General features: G+C 55.9%; 28 protein-coding genes. 20 read left to right on the forward strand and 8 right to left on the reverse strand.

The features are described from left to right. The first annotated feature begins 170 nt into the window (after positions 1-170). From KW825_RS03235 to KW825_RS03250, 4 genes are all read left to right on the forward strand, one after another. Entirely contained in the window at positions 171-668 is a 498-nt protein-coding gene (locus KW825_RS03235; protein ID WP_042654677.1) for a peptidylprolyl isomerase, read from the forward strand. Then, positions 658-1293, forward strand: a complete 636-nt coding sequence (locus tag KW825_RS03240; RefSeq protein ID WP_218328204.1) for a DUF4269 domain-containing protein — start codon at positions 658-660, stop codon at positions 1291-1293. The genes KW825_RS03235 and KW825_RS03240 overlap by 11 nt, the downstream gene beginning before the upstream one ends. Positions 1294-1327: 34 nt before the next feature. Continuing rightward, a complete protein-coding gene (lpxH, locus tag KW825_RS03245) occupies positions 1328-2056 on the forward strand; it encodes a UDP-2,3-diacylglucosamine diphosphatase (protein ID WP_218328205.1) in 729 nt (242 codons plus the stop codon). A gap of 113 nt (positions 2057-2169) precedes the next feature. Continuing rightward, on the forward strand, positions 2170-2418 hold the full coding sequence (locus tag KW825_RS03250) for a GlsB/YeaQ/YmgE family stress response membrane protein (protein WP_042654674.1): 249 nt from the start codon (positions 2170-2172) through the stop codon (positions 2416-2418). 112 nt (positions 2419-2530) lie between these two features. Here KW825_RS03250 and KW825_RS03255 read toward each other — a convergent pair whose 3' ends face one another. Further along, positions 2531-2818, reverse strand: a complete 288-nt coding sequence (locus tag KW825_RS03255; RefSeq protein ID WP_218328206.1) for a putative quinol monooxygenase — start codon at positions 2816-2818, stop codon at positions 2531-2533. Positions 2819-3039: 221 nt separating this feature from the next. On the opposite strand from KW825_RS03255, the gene KW825_RS03260 reads away from it, so the two are divergent. After that, a complete protein-coding gene (locus tag KW825_RS03260; protein WP_218328207.1) occupies positions 3040-3255 on the forward strand; it encodes a hypothetical protein in 216 nt (71 codons plus the stop codon). A gap of 359 nt (positions 3256-3614) precedes the next feature. On the opposite strand, the gene KW825_RS03265 is transcribed toward KW825_RS03260, so the two are convergent. Beyond that, entirely contained in the window at positions 3615-4322 is a 708-nt protein-coding gene (locus tag KW825_RS03265) for an Ig-like domain-containing protein (RefSeq protein WP_218328208.1), read from the reverse strand. A 1179-nt stretch (positions 4323-5501) separates the two neighbouring features. On the opposite strand from KW825_RS03265, the gene KW825_RS03270 reads away from it, so the two are divergent. The 3 genes from KW825_RS03270 (at position 5502) to KW825_RS03280 (ending at position 6253) form a co-directional block, all read left to right on the forward strand. Next, complete coding sequence (locus tag KW825_RS03270) at positions 5502-5714, forward strand: hypothetical protein (protein WP_218328209.1); 213 nt, start codon at positions 5502-5504, stop codon at positions 5712-5714. Between the two features lie 90 nt (positions 5715-5804). Next, complete coding sequence (locus KW825_RS03275; protein ID WP_218328210.1) at positions 5805-6050, forward strand: DUF6868 family protein; 246 nt, start codon at positions 5805-5807, stop codon at positions 6048-6050. A gap of 35 nt (positions 6051-6085) precedes the next feature. Beyond that, positions 6086-6253, forward strand: a complete 168-nt coding sequence (locus KW825_RS03280) for a Rha family transcriptional regulator (protein ID WP_218328211.1) — start codon at positions 6086-6088, stop codon at positions 6251-6253. Between the two features lie 272 nt (positions 6254-6525). On the opposite strand, the gene KW825_RS03285 is transcribed toward KW825_RS03280, so the two are convergent. The 5 genes from KW825_RS03285 to KW825_RS03305 form a co-directional block, all read right to left on the reverse strand. Continuing rightward, positions 6526-7413 carry an HNH endonuclease gene (locus KW825_RS03285; RefSeq protein WP_218328212.1) on the reverse strand — a complete coding sequence of 296 codons (888 nt, stop codon included), beginning with the start codon at positions 7411-7413 and terminating at the stop codon, positions 6526-6528. A 174-nt stretch (positions 7414-7587) separates the two neighbouring features. Further along, complete coding sequence (locus tag KW825_RS03290; RefSeq protein ID WP_218328213.1) at positions 7588-8643, reverse strand: tyrosine-type recombinase/integrase; 1056 nt, start codon at positions 8641-8643, stop codon at positions 7588-7590. A 487-nt stretch (positions 8644-9130) separates the two neighbouring features. After that, complete coding sequence (locus KW825_RS03295) at positions 9131-10876, reverse strand: DUF262 domain-containing protein (protein ID WP_218328214.1); 1746 nt, start codon at positions 10874-10876, stop codon at positions 9131-9133. A gap of 115 nt (positions 10877-10991) precedes the next feature. Continuing rightward, positions 10992-11342 (reverse strand): hypothetical protein, encoded by a 351-nt coding sequence (locus KW825_RS03300; RefSeq protein WP_218328215.1) that lies wholly within the window; start codon positions 11340-11342, stop codon positions 10992-10994. A 315-nt stretch (positions 11343-11657) separates the two neighbouring features. Beyond that, entirely contained in the window at positions 11658-12308 is a 651-nt protein-coding gene (locus tag KW825_RS03305; RefSeq protein WP_218328216.1) for a LexA family transcriptional regulator, read from the reverse strand. 119 nt (positions 12309-12427) lie between these two features. Between KW825_RS03305 and KW825_RS03310 the strand changes: the two genes are divergently transcribed. From KW825_RS03310 to KW825_RS03340, 7 genes are all read left to right on the forward strand, one after another. After that, the gene (locus KW825_RS03310; protein ID WP_218328217.1) at positions 12428-12616 is read left to right on the forward strand and encodes a Cro/CI family transcriptional regulator; all 189 of its coding nucleotides are present in this window, start codon (positions 12428-12430) and stop codon (positions 12614-12616) included. A 16-nt stretch (positions 12617-12632) separates the two neighbouring features. Beyond that, complete coding sequence (locus tag KW825_RS03315; RefSeq protein WP_218328218.1) at positions 12633-12890, forward strand: regulator; 258 nt, start codon at positions 12633-12635, stop codon at positions 12888-12890. Between the two features lie 4 nt (positions 12891-12894). Beyond that, positions 12895-13407, forward strand: a complete 513-nt coding sequence (locus KW825_RS03320; RefSeq protein WP_218328219.1) for a phage regulatory CII family protein — start codon at positions 12895-12897, stop codon at positions 13405-13407. A gap of 67 nt (positions 13408-13474) precedes the next feature. Continuing rightward, entirely contained in the window at positions 13475-13675 is a 201-nt protein-coding gene (locus KW825_RS20715) for an ogr/Delta-like zinc finger family protein (protein ID WP_371315769.1), read from the forward strand. Beyond that, the gene (locus KW825_RS03330; RefSeq protein ID WP_218328221.1) at positions 13672-13893 is read left to right on the forward strand and encodes a hypothetical protein; all 222 of its coding nucleotides are present in this window, start codon (positions 13672-13674) and stop codon (positions 13891-13893) included. The genes KW825_RS20715 and KW825_RS03330 overlap by 4 nt, the downstream gene beginning before the upstream one ends. A gap of 15 nt (positions 13894-13908) precedes the next feature. Continuing rightward, a complete protein-coding gene (locus tag KW825_RS03335) occupies positions 13909-14352 on the forward strand; it encodes a hypothetical protein (RefSeq protein ID WP_218328222.1) in 444 nt (147 codons plus the stop codon). A 10-nt stretch (positions 14353-14362) separates the two neighbouring features. Continuing rightward, positions 14363-14572, forward strand: a complete 210-nt coding sequence (locus tag KW825_RS03340; RefSeq protein ID WP_218328223.1) for a hypothetical protein — start codon at positions 14363-14365, stop codon at positions 14570-14572. Between the two features lie 41 nt (positions 14573-14613). On the opposite strand, the gene KW825_RS03345 is transcribed toward KW825_RS03340, so the two are convergent. Further along, positions 14614-14871, reverse strand: a complete 258-nt coding sequence (locus tag KW825_RS03345; RefSeq protein WP_218328224.1) for a hypothetical protein — start codon at positions 14869-14871, stop codon at positions 14614-14616. 284 nt (positions 14872-15155) lie between these two features. Between KW825_RS03345 and KW825_RS03350 the strand changes: the two genes are divergently transcribed. The 5 genes from KW825_RS03350 to KW825_RS03370 are packed head-to-tail and all read left to right on the forward strand — an operon-like array spanning position 15156 to position 18880. Continuing rightward, positions 15156-15473: a hypothetical protein gene (locus KW825_RS03350; protein ID WP_218328225.1), complete on the forward strand. Its 318-nt coding sequence runs from the start codon at positions 15156-15158 to the stop codon at positions 15471-15473. Then, complete coding sequence (locus KW825_RS03355; protein WP_218328226.1) at positions 15470-15691, forward strand: hypothetical protein; 222 nt, start codon at positions 15470-15472, stop codon at positions 15689-15691. The genes KW825_RS03350 and KW825_RS03355 overlap by 4 nt, the downstream gene beginning before the upstream one ends. Beyond that, positions 15691-16128 carry a hypothetical protein gene (locus KW825_RS03360; protein ID WP_256353756.1) on the forward strand — a complete coding sequence of 146 codons (438 nt, stop codon included), beginning with the start codon at positions 15691-15693 and terminating at the stop codon, positions 16126-16128. Before KW825_RS03355 ends, KW825_RS03360 begins: the two co-directional genes overlap by 1 nt. Further along, entirely contained in the window at positions 16125-18662 is a 2538-nt protein-coding gene (locus KW825_RS03365; protein WP_371315770.1) for a replication endonuclease, read from the forward strand. Before KW825_RS03360 ends, KW825_RS03365 begins: the two co-directional genes overlap by 4 nt. Beyond that, positions 18659-18880 carry a hypothetical protein gene (locus KW825_RS03370; protein WP_218328227.1) on the forward strand — a complete coding sequence of 74 codons (222 nt, stop codon included), beginning with the start codon at positions 18659-18661 and terminating at the stop codon, positions 18878-18880. Before KW825_RS03365 ends, KW825_RS03370 begins: the two co-directional genes overlap by 4 nt.

The following is an 18880-nucleotide window of genomic DNA, read 5'->3' on the forward strand; positions in this document are numbered from 1 at the left end:
CCATTCTACCCGCATCCGGTGGAGAAAACGAGGCAGAAAACGCGCCGGATCCTGCGTGCCATCTATGCCGCAGGCCCCCGATGGGCTAGAATTGCCACCACTTTAGGCCATAGCCCACGCAACAGCCGCGAGCCGCCTTCGTGCCCGCGCAACATTTGAAAGGACATATCATGGTTACTCTGCACACCAACCACGGCGACATCACCCTCACCCTGCACGCCGACAAGGCCCCGGAAACCGTGGCCAACTTCCTGCAATACTGCCGTGACGGTCACTACGACAACACCATCTTCCACCGCGTCATCGACGGCTTCATGATCCAGGGCGGCGGCTATGCCCCCGGCTTCGAAGAGAAAGACACCCGCGCCTCCATCAAGAACGAAGCGGCCAACGGCCTGTCCAACAAGATTGGCACCGTCGCCATGGCCCGCACCATGGAGCCGCACTCTGCCAGCGCCCAGTTCTTCATCAACGTGAACAACAACGACTTCCTCGACTTCAAGTCCGCCACCAGCCAGGGCTTCGGCTACTGCGTGTTCGGTGAAGTGAGTGCCGGCATGGACGTGGTCAACAAGATCAAGAGCGTCAAGACCGGCAACCGTGGCCGTGTCCATCAGGACGTGCCGGTAGAAGACGTGGTGATCACCAAGGTGACCCTTGCCGACTGATTGTCGACTTCTGCCAGATGAAACGACTGCGGCCCCGGCCGCAGTTTTTCCATCTGCGCGCGCCGCACGCCCCGACTGGCGCCGCCTCGACTACCTGGCCCTTGGCAACGCACGCCAGCGCTCGGCCCATGCCCTGTTGACCGCGGGGCTGTGGGATGAGCTGAGGCAGCTGTGCCAGGACCTGGCGCTGGTGAGCACCCTGACCATAGGCCTCGACAGGCCCGGCAGCGATCTCGATATCCTCTGCCGGCATAGGGATCCCGCCGCGCTGGCCGCCCTGCTGGCCGAACGGGGCTGGCAGCACCGCGCTTTGGCCAAAGGCGTCTGGTTGCTGGAGCAAACCCTGGCTGGCGCCGATGGTCACCCCTGGCCCGTCGAGCTCTATGTCACCCAGGAGCGGCTCGAGACCCTGCACGGCTGGCGCCATCTCAGCCTGATGGCGGCCCTGCTCGAGCACTTCGGCCATGACTTCCATCGGGCCGTGCTGCACCTTCGCCTCGCGCAGGGTCTGAAAGGCGAAGCGGCCATCTGCCAGCTGCTCGGCCTGGCGGGCGATCCCTATCTGGCGTTGTTGACGCTGGAGGGGACGGACCTTGCTCGGTTAAACTGGCGACCTACCCCATGACCCACCCAGCCTCTTTCGGGATCCTTAGCGCACCATGACGACCACCCTTTTTATCAGCGACATTCACCTCTGTGCCGCCCGCCCCGACATGACGGCCGCGCTGGTCCGCTTTCTGGCACACGACGCCCCCGGCGCCGATGCCCTCTATGTGCTGGGGGATCTGTTCGAATTCTGGATTGGCGACGATGACCTCACGGCGCTCCATCAGGAGGTGGCCACCGCCTTCCTGACCCTGAGCCAGCAAGGGGTGCCCATCTATTTCATCCACGGCAACCGCGACTTCATGCTGGGCAAGCAGTTTGCCAGGCGCGCGGGCATGACCCTGCTCGGCGATCCCTGCGTCATCGAACTCTATGGCGAGCGGGTGCTGCTGAGCCACGGCGATATGCTCTGCACCCATGATGTCGACTACCAGAAGTATCGCCGCATCGTAAACCTCAGATGGTTGCGCTGGCTGTTCCTGCGCCTGCCCCTTCGCCGCCGTCAGGCCATCGCCCACAAGATCCGCGGCCAAAGCGGGACCGAGAACCCCAACAAGCATCGGAGCATCATGGACGTCACCCCGGAGGCGGTCGATGAGCTGATGAGACAGCATGAGTGCCGCACCATGATCCACGGCCATACCCACAGACCCGCCATCCACGACTTCAGCCTCGATGGGGCGCCTGCCCGCCGCATCGTGCTGGGGGACTGGTTCGAACAGGGCTCTATCCTGGTCTGTTCCCCCGCTGGTCAGCGGCTCGAGACCCGCGCCCTCAGTTAGTCAGGGGGGAATTGTTCTCATATGGCCATTGATGAGCCATGCCCGTCCGGGGTGCGATGCAATGCAGATCCCTGCGTATACTCTGGTTTTCTGCACACAATGAGGACGACGTTATGGGCTTTATGACCTGGATCGTATTGGGATTGATCGTCGGCATCCTGGCCAAGTGGATCATGCCGGGCAAGGATGGGGGCGGTTTTATCATGACGGTGATCCTGGGGGTGATCGGTGCCATGGTGGGCGGCTATGTCAGCACCCTGCTCGGCATGGGTACGGTCAACGGCTTCAACCTGCCGAGCATTCTCATCGCGACAGTGGGCGCCTTGATGGTGCTGTTTATCTACAACAAGGTGCGCAGCTGAGCCGCCCACTCCCCCTGGCGCCATCCCTGTGTTCCCCCAGGGCCAAGATCCGAAACCTGGTGTTTCGGATTTTTTATGGCCGCTGCGCCAGCCTGAGCGCCTGGCCAGGGGATCACGCGAACGCATCCATCAGCAGGTAGGTGCCGGGCAGCCGTTGATGCCGATCGATCAGGGGCACCAGCCGCCTGAAATGCTCGGTGGCGCAGTGGGCATCCAGGGCCGCCCGATCGGGCCACGCCTCCAGGAACACGAAGTGCCCGGGATCCTTCTGATCGATGCACAGCTCATAGGAGATGCACAGCGGCTCCGCCCTGGTCTTCTCCACCAGCTCCCGATACAGCGGCATGACCTCCTCGATACGATCCGGCTTGATGAAATCCTGCGCTATGACTCTCAGCATGAGTGTGCTTCCCCCTCGTTTCGCCTGACGATAAATCCAGAAGGCCGACTCTAGCCCAGCCCGATGCCCGATGCCCGATGCGAACCCTTTGAACAGGAGGATCTCGAGCCATGGCCGGCGCATCGCCCGGTTAGCTTATCGGGTGAGGGGATCGGCCCGACGCTGGCCAGCCCGCCCTTGCCTATCATTGAATAAACCCACTCTGCAGACCAGGTCGGGAGGTGCCTATGACCGAACAGGCGAGAGCGCGTCTGCGAAAACTCATCACCGATAGCGGCAAGTCGCGCGAAGAGTGCGAGCAAGACGGCGTGATCGAGGAGCTGGTAGCAGACACCACCCTCTTCGGCGCCGATCACAACGAGGTCTTGTGTGTGCTGGAGGCCTGGAGCGGCTCACCCAGAAGGAGGCTGCTGCTGGAATTCCTCTTCGAGGATTAGCATTCGCTAGCGAGGAACAACCAAAGAAGGCCCCAGGATCTGGGGCCTTCTTCCATCTGCCTGACCGCCCCACCGCCTGGCCGATGGTGCCGCATAAAGAGCTGCCATCCTCAGAGCCGCATCACGGGGGCAGCCTGTCGCACTCTGCGCCGCCCGGGCACCAGCTGGGCTGGGGCGTCATGACCAGATAGGCGGCGTGATGAAGCCAATGGCGATGCCCTCGAAAACGCACGACCTGACCCTGCTGGGATCTGCAACGGGAAGTAAAACGAAGGGGGTTTAGGGGGGACGAATGGCAGAGCGGGCGCTCTGCCGTCATGGTCACACTGGTAGGGTATTACCCGTTACCACAACGTCAGTCACGGGGTCACGGCCAAGTCTGCGCTGGCATTGAAGTTCTGCCCATTGAGCATCCCGCTCGCGGTAATGGTGGTGATGCCCGCCCCCACGGCGGTCGCCACCCCTTTGCTGCCGGCGACGTTGCTGACGGTGGCCACCGCCTCATCACTGCTGCTCCAGTTCAGGGCCGGGTTGTTGGTCAGATCCAGGAGGCTGCCATCTGAGAGTGTCGCGTTAGCGGCAAAAACGGTGAGGACAATCGGCTGTGAATCCGAGGGCGGCATGCTGGCGGCAGCCGTGGGGGTGAGGGCCAGATCGGTGACGACGGCATCTGTCACCTCCAGCCGGGCGCTGGCCTCAAATACCCTGCCATTCTCGATACCCGTGGCGTTGATGGTGACTATCCCGGCCCCGACAGCGGTCGCACGACCAGTGGCATCGACGGTGACTATGCTGGCGTCACTGCTGCTCCACTGAAGGATCACGTCATGGGTGGCATCTGTTATCGAGCCATCATCCAGGGTGATCTTGGCAATAAATTGTTGTTGTAATCCTGCCGGGAGGCGGCTCTCTGAGGGGGTAACTTGCAGGCTGGTGATCCGGGTTGCATCTGTTCCATTACCTCCACCGCCCTCACCGGGCACGGGGACCATGGTTTCGGTATCACAGCTGCCTAAAAACAGCGCCATGGTGCCGATAAGCACATATTTTACATTGAGCACACTCATGATGGATTCCTTGAGGTTTGTGTTCGTTCAATTTTCGTCCCTGTCTGATCTGACTTCGTTGATGTGCAAGCGGGCGGCTCCTTTTGTGATAAAGCGTCAAGCGTACGTCAGCTTCTGCCGCTCTGCGCGCAAGGGACGGCGCCCAAGACGAGGCCATGCATGGGGAATGAGCTCGTTCGGATACCATCGCCTGATGATGGCCTCGCCAGCCTGATACTCCCCTTTCCCCCGTGAAACTGTGGCCCTGCCACAGCGGTGGTGCGCTATCGGATTGATTCGATGGGAGCTGGGCTGATTGAGCCTGTGGCGAGTGGCGCGGCGCACGGCAAGATGCATCGCCGCGATTGAAACCCGATCCACCGTGCCAAGTCCGCAGCAGATTTCTGAGTATTTTTTGTTCTATTCAACCGTGTCTGCCACTGATATTGAATGGATAGCCTCGGATGGACCGTTGATAGGATATAGATGCCATCTGCTGATGGATGACGGCTGGATCAAGGCGCCATGCCCACTACAGAACCCGCACGATAAGCCACAGCACCAGACCGCTTTCCTAGCGGTGAACGATCTCCCATCAGGGCGACACCTACCGCCTTCGACTGAACGTGAAGCTGGAAACACGGCAGGAATAAATCCGTGGGGAAAGAATCTGGGCATCGAGGGCGTTTTCCTCCTGCCACTCCCCTGGCCGCTTAAGCTCGTTGCACATCGCTCGCAGGTAGGCAGCTTGGACTTGCGGGCCTCGCCATGGCACAGGCTCTGGCCATGCCCATGGCGACCAAACCAGAATGCGACCAGATCGAAGAGGCTCCGCCTGTCGTTCGGTTCCACCTGCCCCTCCGGCCAGGGCTTGCCCTGGTCCGGGTCCAGCCCAACGCGCTCGAACGCCAGCTCCTCGTCCTGGCTGGCAAACGGATTGCGCACTCGTGATATCGGTGGCTTTTCCTTGCCCGCCCCCCTCGCGATAGATCTCGGTAAGCCACTTGCCCAAGGTTTGCGCGCTGACTGCCATTCCCACGCCACCGACATACCGCCATTACCCCTCATCGGGCCTGTTTAACCGCGGCGCCGTCCGGCATGAAGGGGACCTGCGTGAACTAAACTAATTACCTGCTTGCTCGTCTCGACCGACTCGTTCAGCCCGATCACTGGGCAAGCTCAGCAGTTGAGGAGATTGTCATGAAGATGTGGAAAGTTTGCCTGATAGCAGCACAACTCTTGCTGGCAGCCTGCGCCTCCAATGGCGGGGCGACGCCTCCCCCGAGCGGGGATGACGGAAGCAATGCCGGCGGTAAGGGCAGTGGCGGCGGGGGCATGGGCGGTGGTTACTTTACCGATGAGCCCAAAGCACAGTTCGGCATGTCGATGTTGACCACTCCATCACCAAAGTGATGGTCACCCGTGTATTTCAAGCTGGTGTTGGCGCCATGCACGCCTGAGGCTGACACCGGCGCCTCTCTCTGGGCACTACAGGACATAGTCATGGATCTGCACACTCTAAAGGCATTCCTGCTCGGCTGCCTGATCATCAACTATCTCATCCTGCTGGGGTGGTTTGCCGCATTTGTGTTTGCCCACGGCTGGATGTACCGACTGCACAGTCGCTGGTTCCACCTCTCCGAGGAGCGCTTCGATGCCATCCACTACATGGGGGTCGCCGTCTATAAAATCGGGGTTCTGCTGTTCAATCTGGTGCCATATTTGGCTCTGCTTATCGCGACCGGCTGAGCATAGCGGTGTTCTTTCAACAAGGGGCATCCGAAATGACCAAAGACGGTTTCATCTCTGTGGTGATGGGCTTCACCGGCAAGCAGGCCGCGCTGGCCGCGCTGGCCGCCCGGCCCACATTAAAACATCTGCGTGGATCAAATCTGGACACTGAGAGCAAACAAAAAAGGCCACTATCGCTAGCGGCCTTCGTAAGTCTTTGATTTTAATGGTGCCTGAGGCCGGAATCGAACCGGCACGCCTCGAAAAGCGAGGGGTTTTAAATCTGATATGCGCCCTAATGAAAACAACCACTTACATATAAATCAAAGGGTTAGTAAACCAATGATGGTCAAAAACGACCACCCATTGAAAATTTTGTCGCCACTCTGTCGCCATTATGATGCTATTCAATAGCCACGTTCCGAAGGCTATGGTGGGAAGTTCTACAGCGAACAACTATAGGTCCCCCCACTTTCAAAACCCATCAAAGCGATCAGCTATCTACCCCATACAATGCACACAACCTCTCAAAGTTAACACCCATTTGCTGAAGAACGTTCTCTCTCTTATTGAAGAGGCTCTGCAACAACTTCCTCCTGGTACTTGACTGCCCCAAATGGATAGCCCTGTGACAACATGGGCACAATGAAACAATGTTAGCTGGCTGATCCAGGCCAATATGGAAGGAGGTTTGCTGTGACATTGGTATCAGATGATGAGCCTCCATGAAATTTCGTCCCGTTACAGGAGAAATAAATGTTTGATGAAGCGGATCTATTTCACAAGTGAAGTTACTCTGTTCGATAGCAGCTTTCGCAATCAGCGGATCCCGAGTGAAAACATTTCGCACCTGTTGAACAGGGACTCCAGCTTGAGAGGCCAGAAGGTTCTGTTGATAAGAAGAGTCATCAGTATCTTGACTGGCAAGCACTGACATAACTTCCGATGCATTGTTTAAATTAGCCCAAAACCCTTCCCATCTAGCAGAAGGTATAAAACCAACGGTAGGATATGCATCGTTAGCCCTGCAGAAGATCACAAAAACATCATCTTGGTTTCCGAAAAATCCTCTGTTACCTTGCATATAAAGACGAATCTCATTCCCTGCGGCTTTAGGGTGAACGATAGGAATATCGATAGCTGGTAAGTTCAAAACATTAGGTGAATTGAAGAATAAAAAATATTTCCGTTCAGGTCTATTATCTACAGCACCACCACGTCGTACGATGGAATTCAAAGGTATCTTCTGAGAGAGGACAAACTTTTCATCCACATCCAATGTTACGCTTCTGTCACCTGTTGCTTCTCGCTCAGTAACGACTGAGTAAGCCCCGTGTGTGGCCCCCAAGAGTTGAAGCTGTTTGTTAGTCATCATCGTCATAAATCATCTCCTATCACATTGGACTAAAATCAAGTCCAAGCCTGTTTCATACAGAGCACCATTACCCTGTATTACAGGGAGAAAGGTTACCCTGTATTACAGGGAAGTCAACACCCTGTAATACAGGGTAACTCAATGCATTGAAATATAAGAGTTTATTTTTACATAATGACTTCAGCTTGAGCTAATCATCGCCAGCGGGTTCAGCCTCACCGCATCTTCCAGGTGGTCGGGGGCGAAGTGGGCATAGCGCATGGTCATGGCGATGGTGGAGTGGCCGAGGATCTTCTGCAGCACCAGGATGTTGCCGCCGTTCATCATAAAGTGGCTGGCGAAGGTATGGCGCAGGACGTGGGTATTCTGCCCGGTAGGCAGCTCCAGCCCTGCCCGTTCGACCACCATCTCGAAGGCCCGATAGCAGTCGCCGAACAGGCGGCCACGTTTTCTCGGCAACTGGGCATAGAGTGCGGGGCTGATGGGCACGCTGCGGCTCTTCTTACTCTTGGTACGGGTGAAGGTCACTCGGTTGGGGGATACCTGGGACTGGGTTAACTCTTCCACCTCAGACCAGCGGGCGCCGGTGGCGAGGCATAGCTTCACCACCATCAGCAGATCAGGGCTTGAACTCTCGGCGCAGGCGGTCAGCAGGCGCTTGAGTTCGTCGGGATAAAGAAAAGCGAGCTCGGCCTCGGCGACCTTGTAGGCTCGCAGGCCATCAAGCGGGTTTTCACCCTGCCACTCCCCTAGCCGCTTGAGCTCATTGAACACCGCTCGCAGGTAGGCATGTTCACGGTTCACCGTGTTGGGGGTGACGCCCTGCTTCTCCTGATTGATGGCGCGCCGATCGGTAATATCGCCCGAGAGGCGAGCCTCACGATAGGCCGCAAAGTCACGGGCACAAAAGTTGACCGCCAGCGGATCACCAAGGGAGTGGCAGACTGTCAGCAGCTTGGACTTGCGGGCCTCACCATCGCGCAGGCTCTGGCCATGGCGACCAAACCAGAGTGCCACCAGATCAGAGAGGTGCCGGCCATCGGTTGGCTCCCCCTGCCCTTCCAGCCAGGGCTTGCCCTTGTCCGGATCCAGCACAAAGCGCTCGAATGCCAGCGCCTCGCCCTTGGTGGCGAACTGCTTGCGCACTCGTGGCGCGTTGGGGTTTGCCTTGCTCGGTCGCCCCTCCGGGTAGATCTCGGCCAGCCACTTGCCAGATGTTTGCTTTCTTACTGCCATAGTCCCTCCACCAAAACACTGTGATTATATACAGCAACCAGTGGTCATTGGCAGTGTTTGGTTGAGACGGCGTCATACATGAAGGGGATGTGAGTGGACTAAACTCATTGGCTACTTGCCCAGCTCGGCCAACTTGTTCAGCCAGGCCACTGGGCAAGCCAAGTAGTTAGTGACATGGTCATGAAAATATGGAAAATTTGCCTGATAGCGGCTCAACTGATGCTGGCTGCCTGTGCATTATCGCGTGATTCAAGCCCTCCCCCTACCGGGGATTGTGGGAGTAACGGTGGAGGTGAGAACAGCGGTAGTGGTGCTAGCTGCTTTACCAATTAGTCTAGATCGTAGTTCCCCATGTCTATAATAACCAATACCATTGATCGCAGACCCGAGTTTAAGTAGTTTTATAGGTAATGCCAGCCACCGGCTGACATCCCTATGTTTTAAGTAATGATCTAGTGTTGTTCTAGGTCAGAATATAATAAGTATACTATGCCTCTATGCGCCATATTTTTTCATACGCAATATCTGCTAATCTTAAATTATTATCTTTGATGCTTTTAGGATCCCACGGTGATTTATAGCGCTTGACAAAATCAGATGTCATTTTGAAATCAGACTTTCTATATATATCAATTTTTAAATCTACCGTTTTATTGCCAGCCTCTTTATTTAATTCTGCTCCAAGTGGTATTAGATTTCCGACAGTTCCAATTACGTCGAGCAGAGCGGGATCTGACTTACCTACTTCCTGTGGTAAAATATGCTCAATAGTAATGTCTTCTGGTGTGAGCTCTACGCTACCTGTAAAACTACCCTCAAAGCGACTTAAAATATACTGAACTAGTTTCTTTTGCTTGGTAAATTCACGATGAAATTTAATTTCAGAGAATTTATCTTTAAACAGAGCCTTTTCTGGCTCGCGTTCTTTCAGCTTACCTATTAGTTCAGCGACAACCTTTTTAACATCAACTTTCGTTACAGCTAGTTGCATATCTCTAGCCGCACGGGAATAGCTACTTTCTATTCCTGATGGTCTTAACGAACATATTGCATTGAATTTAAAATGAAATGACTCCAAGAAGTTAAGTGCCCTCTTAACATCCCGATTAGAAATCAACTTCCGCTCTTTAGCTTTTAACAAGCTGAGCAGGAATGGCCTCTGCTGACTAAGTCCAAATGTCTTGAATGCCATTAGCGTCTTATATATATAGCGTTCTTCTTGTTGTTTAAAATCTTCAACTTGAGGGGATGATATCTTTACATAAAGATCGGCATCTTTTCTTAGTTCCTCTATGAAATCCTTCGCACTTACTCCTCCTTTATTCCACATTAACTTAAATTTACTGTATAAATTCTCAGCGCTTACATAAGAGTATTTTGAGATCCACCAATGGCGAACATAGTTTTCTAAGCTGCCTACACCATCCCTAGATGATATTTTACTTCTCAAACTGGCCCATGTTGTCTTGGCTGCATCATCAGGGTGGGTATCTTTTAGTTCATTGAATAACTTGTTTTTTATTAAATCAACACAGCTCAAGTTCATACCTCGAGCATTTAGTGTTTCGAAAATTGTATAAGCTTCTTCTTCTTCATTAACAGTAATAAAAATAACTTTAAGATAGTTAATTACTTGTTCACGTAAAGCCTTCAAGAAAGCTTCATGTTCATCAGTACCAGCTGACTTAGCTAAAACACCTTTTGCTTTTAAACCATCAATAGATGCGAGCATGCTCAGTTCATTATATGCAGTTGATAATGTTTTTTCTTCTTCTGTACTTGGTGTTAGTGGCGTTTTATCAATATGTTGAATATTAACCTGAAAAAATGGCTTAGGTGTTTCATTCTCTAGCTTGAAGTAACGCTCACCATTATCATCAGTACCAGCAATGAAATTATCATATATAGCATTGGCTAAATTATCACGTCCAATAGTTTTAAATTGATCGCAAAGAACAGACAGCAATATCGTTAGCGTGGTCAATCGTTGCTGTCCATCAACTATTTTATAAGCTATGCTTTTCTCGTTTCCCACTAGGACCAGCGCCCCAATGAAATACTCTTCATTTGAGTATCCACTCTTGTTATGCTTTATATTTGACAATATGTCATCCCATAATTCCAACACTTGTTCCTTTGTCCAGGAGTAGCCTCTTTGGAATCTTGGGACTATATATTTCCTCTTTACCGAAAGAAGATCTGATATAGTTCTAGTGTAAGCATGAAGTTCCATTGTCACCTTCCATAAATTATCTTTAGCGGATATTTACAATTCTATAAAAATAGAAAATAGTAGAGAGCGATTAGTACTGAATTAATTCGAAAATGTAGGGAATGTCTCACCGTATTCACTTATCTTCTCTAGCATCAAGGATGAAATTCGTAAAATCATCATTGGCCAGAACTGCTGCGATTTGTGCCTCAGTTAAACCCTGTAGTGAGATTTTTGAACCATCTTTCTTCACAACCTCGATACATCCTTTACGACGATTGTGAAGCCATGCGGCAATAATTCCTGCGACAGGGACAGCCACTCCAACAAGACTACCAAGCAGTTCAATAATAGAATGCGGGGTGTTTGAACTGAACAAATGCCGGGCACCGTGGCTTAGTCCCGCTTGACGCAGCATTTGCGTCATATCTGATGCATCACCATAAACCCAGAAGGTTACGCCGCCATGTTCACTGTAGTTTGCCATTCAACACCCCTCACATACTTTGCGAGACATCCTCGAACAGATGCCGTTGTACTGACCATGACGCCCAGAGGTCTTGTCAGACGGTTTACTTTGTTTATCTATCTGGCACTCTGCGCAATCTCGGCGCTTCTATGCCGCCAGCTCATGCTGCGAATTCACCAAGATAGCTATCCCATCACTTGTACTGGCCTTCATTGGCACACCTTCGATCAACTTCAGCACTTTGCCTTTCAATGCCTGCTGCTAAGGCATGCCCGACTGCTGATGCTTGCACCAGCTAAAGCCTGACAATGCAAAAAGGGCGCATTAGCGCCCTTATCGTTTTCTGAAAATCCGGTGTTCTACCATGACGCCGATGATCTCGATGTGCTGCCGGTCGGAGTGCATGGTGGGGTAATCGTCGTTGAGGGGGACCAGTTCAAACACCTCTTGCCCGTTCTCGTCGATGCCGCGGGGCCGGTATTTCTTGAAGGTGGCCTCTTCGCCGCCGTTCTTGGCTACGACATAGTCGCCAGGACGAGGTGACTCATCGGGGTCAACAATGACCAGGTCGCCTTCATTGAAAAATGGGGTCATGGAATTGCCACGGATCCAGAGACCAAAGCCACAGGGCCCGACATCAACACTGGCAGCCACATACTCGATATTGCCATCGAAGGTGGTTGCCTGCTCGCATATCTCCCGCCAGTTGCCCGCTTGGACATAACTCAAAATCGGCACCCGGTTCCCCTGAGGGATCACGGCCGGTTCGACGTTTGATAGCTCTGGCGAACCTTTCCCCGTTGAAAGCCAGTGCGCCGACACCCCAAACACCTTGGATAACTGAGCCAGGTTATCCCCGCTAGGTGAATGTTCATCGTTCTCCCATTGAGAGATAGATGACTTTTTCACACCAATGAGTTCACCCAGCTTCTGCTGGGTAAGCCCATGTTTTTTCCTGAGTTCTTTAATGCGTTCACTTTTCATAGTTCAGTAATCTAAACAATTTAAGGTCCAGAGTGCTTGACCAAAATGTCCAGATGACTTAACTTTACGAAATGTTAAGTTAATTGGACATGTTCAACATGCCAAACTGTGAGGTGTAAATGAAAACCATATCAGCAGTCGAATACTTCGGCACAAAGGCCGCCGTTGCTGATGCACTAGGCATCAAGAAGAGCGCCGTTTCCCAATGGGGTCAAAACGTTCCCAAAGGCCGCGCCTACCAGATTGAAGTGCTGACCGGCGGCAAGTTGAAGGCCAAGCCATCCCCCACCGCGCCAGACCGTGCGTAACTGACAGGAGGCACTCATGATCCTTGCCCCTATCCATATCGATACCCCGGTTTGCACGGTCGAGAGCTTCTCTGAGCGTACCGGCCTGACCCAGCGCACGGTGGAGAACTACGTGCGGGCCGGGCGTATCCCCATCATGCCCAAACAGGGACGCGCTGAAAAAGTGCTGATCAACCTGGTGCTCTACACCCAGCAGGCCATGAACCAACAAGGAACAGTGCCTGCGGCCAAGCCTGTGCGCACTCCCAGAGTGTCGCGCAAGCAGGGGGATTAGCACCATGTTTGAACAGATCGTATCCAAACAGCATCACTTCGACGCGGCATGCGCGCTCTTCGCCGCACGTTACAACCTGGCCGATGTGGCGAGAGAGACTGGATTAGGCGAGCAGATGCTGCGCAACAAGCTCAACCCTGATCAGCCACATCAACTGACCGGGCGTGATCTGGTGGTTATCTACCGTGCCACCGGCGATGACACGCTGTTTGATGGGCTGCTGTTTGATTGCGATTTGACAGCCGTTCGCCTCCCAGCTGGTGCCGCCATCGCACCAGAAGCCCGTGCCCAGCAAGCTCTCAATGCGGGCGCCCAGATCCTGGGCGTCACCGCTCAGGCCACCACCATCCTCGCCGGTGACCGTGTCACCAAATCCAACCGAAACACCGTTGTGGGCGGCTTGTGGGTGGGCATAGAGCACCTGGTGCTGCTGGCTACCGAAGTCGAAGACCGCTTTCACGCCGTCCCTGGTCTTGCGTGTGCTGCCGATATGGCCCGCGCAGCCCTCGGCGCATAGGAGACCAGACATGAGATTGATTTGCCCACACTGTGGCCATAGCAGCGCCGTTCGCACTTCACGTCGAATGTCGCCCCTGACTGGGGTTGCCAGTTATCAATGCCGCAATGTGGATTGTGGCCACACCTTCAAGGCGGCGTTCGAGATCATCGCCACCATCAGCCCCAGCGCCTTGCCCAACCCGGCCATTGTGCTGCCGATCAGTAAAGGCTCGGGCCAGAACAGCCAGCCCCTAGCGAAGATCATCCCGTTCAAGGTGACACCATGAGCAAGCTTCGCGCCGAGCAGTCGGAGCTGATCCCGCTGCCAACCCTGTTGTTTAACCGCGCCGTGACAGTGAGCGAACAGGTCGAGCCGGTGATGCGCAACACCACCCGCTTTGATGGCAGCTATCTGGAAGACAGCCAGGGCCGCCGTGGCACCCTGCGCTTTGCGCCACGCCAGCAACCTCGCCCGAACTGGCTGGCCCAGCTGCTGCAGGCATAACCGGAGGGCCACCTCATGAACACCGCACAGGTTTTCGAGCTCGTTCAACCAACCAGCGCTGCAGCCGCAGCACTGGCAGAAATCCGCGCCCAGCTCGGCCGCAATGGGGCGGCCAGCCGCTGGTCACGCCTGCCGGCCAAGGCCCGGGCCGTCATCTGCTATGCGGCCGGGGTATCGACCACCGCCGCCGGGCAGGAGCTGGACCAGTTCGAGTTTGACCAGCAAGAGGCGATCCGCCTCGCCCTGGGCGAACTGCTGACCACGTTGCACGAATTCGATGGGGGCGTGCTGCACCGCCGTGAGTGGCACCGATCCATCCGCCGCAGTGAGGGACCGACCCGCAGCGAGTTGGAACAGGCAGAACACGAGAACAATCGCCGGGCATTGCTCACCGAGCAGGCCGGCATATTGGAAAGCCGCATTGCGGCGATGAGAAAGGTGCCCGGAAACGGGCAATAAGGAGACACACATGCAGAGCATCCAACAGCCAGCTATCGGATACATCGCCAAGTACGTCGAACAAGGACTGATGAATACCCCTTCCCACCTGCGCGAAGCGAAAGGGGCAGTGTTGGCAAGAGAAGCCAATAAGCAGGCTATAGCGGCAGGTTTAAGGGCTGATTTCAGCATTTACATCCCCAAGGCAATGGCCGCCATTGCGCGACATGAGGGGATATAAAGCACAAAACAAAGCGGCCACGAAGGCCGCTGAAGGAGAGGTTATTTGATCACGACAAAGTGACCATCTCGACCTGTGCCTTGGTACTTATCACGCAATCCCAACCCGCCGAGGAATTGGTCAATTGCAACGAAACTGCCCAACCCATAGGCCTTGATGGTGCAGTAAACCTGACCGGATTCATTTTCGACGACGAGTGGGTAATCAGGGCCATCGTCGACTTCTTTCTTAACGAATTTTGCCAGTTTGTCATGAAAAACAGGTTTCGCAGCTTCGGGATGGTACTTGATGTCGAACATCACTCTCTCCTTGGATGTGTTGAAAACCTAAAGAAGAAAAACCCCGCTTTAACGGTGTTACAGCACCAGCGGGGTTTCCATCAGCAATTTGAGGTAACTGATATGCAGACTGTATCGATTCCAAAGGCACTACGCAATGTGCAAGAACTCAATAGTCGTCTGGCCAGAGCGGCTGGTCGTCGTCACATAAAACGCCCTGACGACAAGGCAACCCTGATCAATACCGCCAACGCCTACGCCTGGCGCTCGCTGTGGTCACATCTGAACACCAAAGGGGGGTGGGTATGACTGTCGACCTGTTTGAACTCGAAGCCCCACAAGACGCACTGGGCACCACCGAGGCGGGCCCTGCCCATATGCAGCCACCGGCACCGGTCAGCCAGCTGACCAAGCACTGGCAGGCAGCCGTCGATGAGTTCGCCAGTTCGGGGAGCGATGCCACGCGCAACCGCAACGTGACCAAGGAGCTGCTGGCACTGGGCGCCATCCGCGCCGTGTACTGGCTGGCCACCGCCAACGTCGAGCTGGCACTGGCAAATGAGATCGCCGAGTGGTGGGCAGACTGCGAACCGCTCCACGGCCTGGGGGAGACAATTAAATGAGCCACCAACAAGTCATCGACCAATGGGTCACCAACATGCTGGCCGCCGAGGCTCGCCTGCACGGCCTGCAACTCGACTTGCTCGACCTGCGCAAAGATGGCCCCCACGGCCAGCGCACCCCGGCCAGAACCCATCTGACCCTGTGCCGTCAAACCCGCCTCGCATCCCGCCAAGCATCTCGCAAAATCCAGTCCCTCTATGCCGGAGGCGCCATCTAATGACCCATCAAAAACCAGCCGGGCTTGCCCCGGCTTTGGGCGTCCTGCGTCCTGCAAACAGCAATCTCGTCACGCTGGAGCCCTGCACCAAGTGCCGCCAGAACGCCGTTTGCCTACCGGTTGCAGGCCGTCATGGGCGCAGGTCTTACCCCTATTGCGTCGAACGCTGCTGGCCGCTGGCACGTGCCGCCAGCGAAACCGTGGTGAAGGCCGCCCCTGCTGCTCGCCCCTCGATGCTCTGCAGCTGCTGCGGCGAGTTCAACCATGTACGCCCGGTCATCCTGTCCGGCAACCGCATGACCAGCCTGTTTTTCTGTGAGACCACCTGCTGGTCTGATCGGCTGGCAACCCTCGACATGGTACCGACCTGCGCTAGTTGCGGCCGCTACCTGCAACCGAACGAATACACAGTTGGCAAATGCGGGGTGTGCAAGTGAACGAACCCATCAACAACCTGCAGGGCATCCAGCTGCCCCAGCACTACCTGGTCGGCATCCATGCCACCAATATGGCCGGCGCTGCCGAGCAACTGGCCCGCGTCGAATGGCATGTTGCCAAACCGCTGGCCAAGACCTACCTGCGCCGCTACCCCGCCAACCCAAAAACCGCCAATGTCTGGCTGCGGCGTATCGTTGACGTGTGCGCCGCTGCGGCGGCCCGCTTCCCGATCCCGGTGGTCGACCTGCGCAACGACGTACGCCGTGAACTGGTTGCCGCCGAGTGGGCACGCCGCTGCCAACAGCTGCTGACAATGGCGGGCAACGAGCGCACCGCCGCCGAGCTGCTGGCCGATTTGGGCTCGCAGGCACAAGCGTGGCATTTCTGCCCCACCCTGCCGATTCACCCCCGTACCAAGGTCGAGCGCCTGCTGCGACGCCCCCTGGCTCAGACAGAGCGGGATGACTTGGCCGATGCCGTGGAGCAGTTCGAAGAAACCGCCGCCAGCCTGCTGGTGCGCCTGCTCGATGAGTCCTGGTGGCTGCGCAAAATCAATCGAGCCTGGGCCATCTATTGCGAGCTGATCGCCATCCTCACCGGGCAGGTGCGCAAGGGGGTCAGCCCCTACGCCAGCGCCCATGCGGTGCGCGAGTTCACCCAGCGCAAAGCGGCACAACAGGCATGGATGGCGGGCATGACCGCCGTCAACGAGGAGCTGGGGCAAGAGATCGATCTGGCTGACGCAATCATGGCATCCGTGGCCAACCCCGAGATCCGCCGTCATGAGCTGATGGTGCGCATGCGGGGCTTTGAGGATATGGCGCAGGAACAGGGCAAACTGGGCCTGTTTCTGACCCTGACTGCTCCCTCCAGCTTTCACGCCTGGCGCCAGGGCAGCAAAGACAGCTCAAAGACCTATCAGAATGAGGGGTTCAACGGTAGCACCCCAACCATCACCAACCGCCTGCTGTGCAAACAGTGGGCCCGCTTTCGGGCCGCACTGGCCCGCGAGGGGATCATGGCTTTCGGATTTCGGGTGGTGGAGCCACACCACGACGGTACCCCTCACTGGCATTGCCTGCTGTTCATCAACCCAGAGCATCAGCGCGACTTCCTGACCCTGCTCACCTATCACTTCACCGATACCGATCGTAGCGAACTGAAGATGCCAAACGGCGGCCAGCTCGATCACCTGGCCAAGATGACAACCCGTAACAAGATGCCTCGCATCAAGTGGCTGCTGGATGTGAACGACAAGGCTGTCGTCAAGGCCATCAACCCAAGGGTGAACTGGAAGTTCATCGACGAGAGTGAGGGGAGCGCAACTGGCTATATCGCCAAGTACATCGCCAAGAACATCGACGGCCACAAGGTGGGGATGGACTACGAGGCCGAAGCCCCCATTGACCACACCACTATCGCCGTGGCCGCCTGGGCCAGCTGCTGGCGCATCCGCCAGTTCCAGCAGATCGGCGGCCCTGCCGTGAGCGTGTGGCGCGAGCTGCGCCGCTTGGGCGACGAGGTGATCGAGTGGGACTGCGTGCTGGAAGCCGCCCGCCACGCTGCTGACCACAACCGCTGGGGCGACTTCATCAAGGCCATGGGGGGCATCGATGCTCCCCGTAAAGAACACCTGATCCGCCTCTCCAAGCGATTGGACGAAGCCGCCAACAAATACGGCGAGGACGTGCTCAAGCTGCTGGGGCTGATCACCGACGTCGGCATGACCACGGCCGTCACCCGTACCGAAGGCTGGCAGATAGTGCGCAAGGGAGCCGCGGTGTCGGGTTTGGGCGAGCAGCGCGAGCATGCAGTCGGCGAGCGCAGCGAGCTGCCCTTGAGCAGCGGCAGCTGCGCCCCTTGGAGTTCTGTCAATAACTGTACGGAAGGATCCAAATCAGGGATTAAAGGATCCACTCTGGCTAAGGAGTTGAGCCGAATGGGTCTTTATGTGAGCAACGCCGCCCTGCTGCAGCACGGCAGCATCATCAACGCCGGCGGCCAATATGTGCGACTGCGGGGTGATCGGCTGATCGTGAGCCGCAACTGGCCAGGTGCGACCAGTGCGCCAGGGCATTGCAGCAAGGTAATGCTGACCCCAGTGGAGGCTGAGGTGGAGGCCGCGCTGGCAAAGGCCAACGCCCAGAAACGCGCGGCTTGCTATCAGGAACTCTCCCCCCTGTTTACTCCGGCCTCCACTCTTCGCGTGACCGACTGGCTGGACCCCGTGCCGCTGGCGCTCTGGCCTGATGCACTGATCCACCTCAATAACCGCTTGGGCGACGAGTTCAAGCAGATCGGTGATGGCCGCAACGAAGGTACGGTGCTTCGCGCCGTCGAACGGGCCGTGGCACTACTCGAAAGTGCCTATCGCGCTGGCCAGCTCAGCGAAGAGAAGTTTAAGGCGCAAGTCGCCGATCTGCGCAATCACAACTATGCCCAGCGGCTGGCCCGCCTGGAGGCGCTGAACACAGAGCAGAGGGCGCTGACGATCTCGCTGGCCTATCAACAGGAAGAGGACGCCTTGTCATGAAGAAAAAGCCTGTTTTCGTCGCCTACGGCGGCACCATTTTGTGCGCCACCACCGGCAAGATTTTGTGGATTGCCGAGGGTTGCCACTATGACAAAGCGAACCCCGGTGCCCGTGACTGGCTCAACCTCACATTCAAACGGGATGAATACCAGTTACCTGGCGACGAACCACCCGAGCCACCAAAACCGGCCTGGTCACCGTATGCAGAGGGAGAATAA

Source organism: Aeromonas sp. sif2433, assembly GCF_019218705.1.
In the GTDB taxonomy this organism is placed as follows: Bacteria; Pseudomonadota; Gammaproteobacteria; order Enterobacterales; family Aeromonadaceae; genus Aeromonas; species Aeromonas encheleia.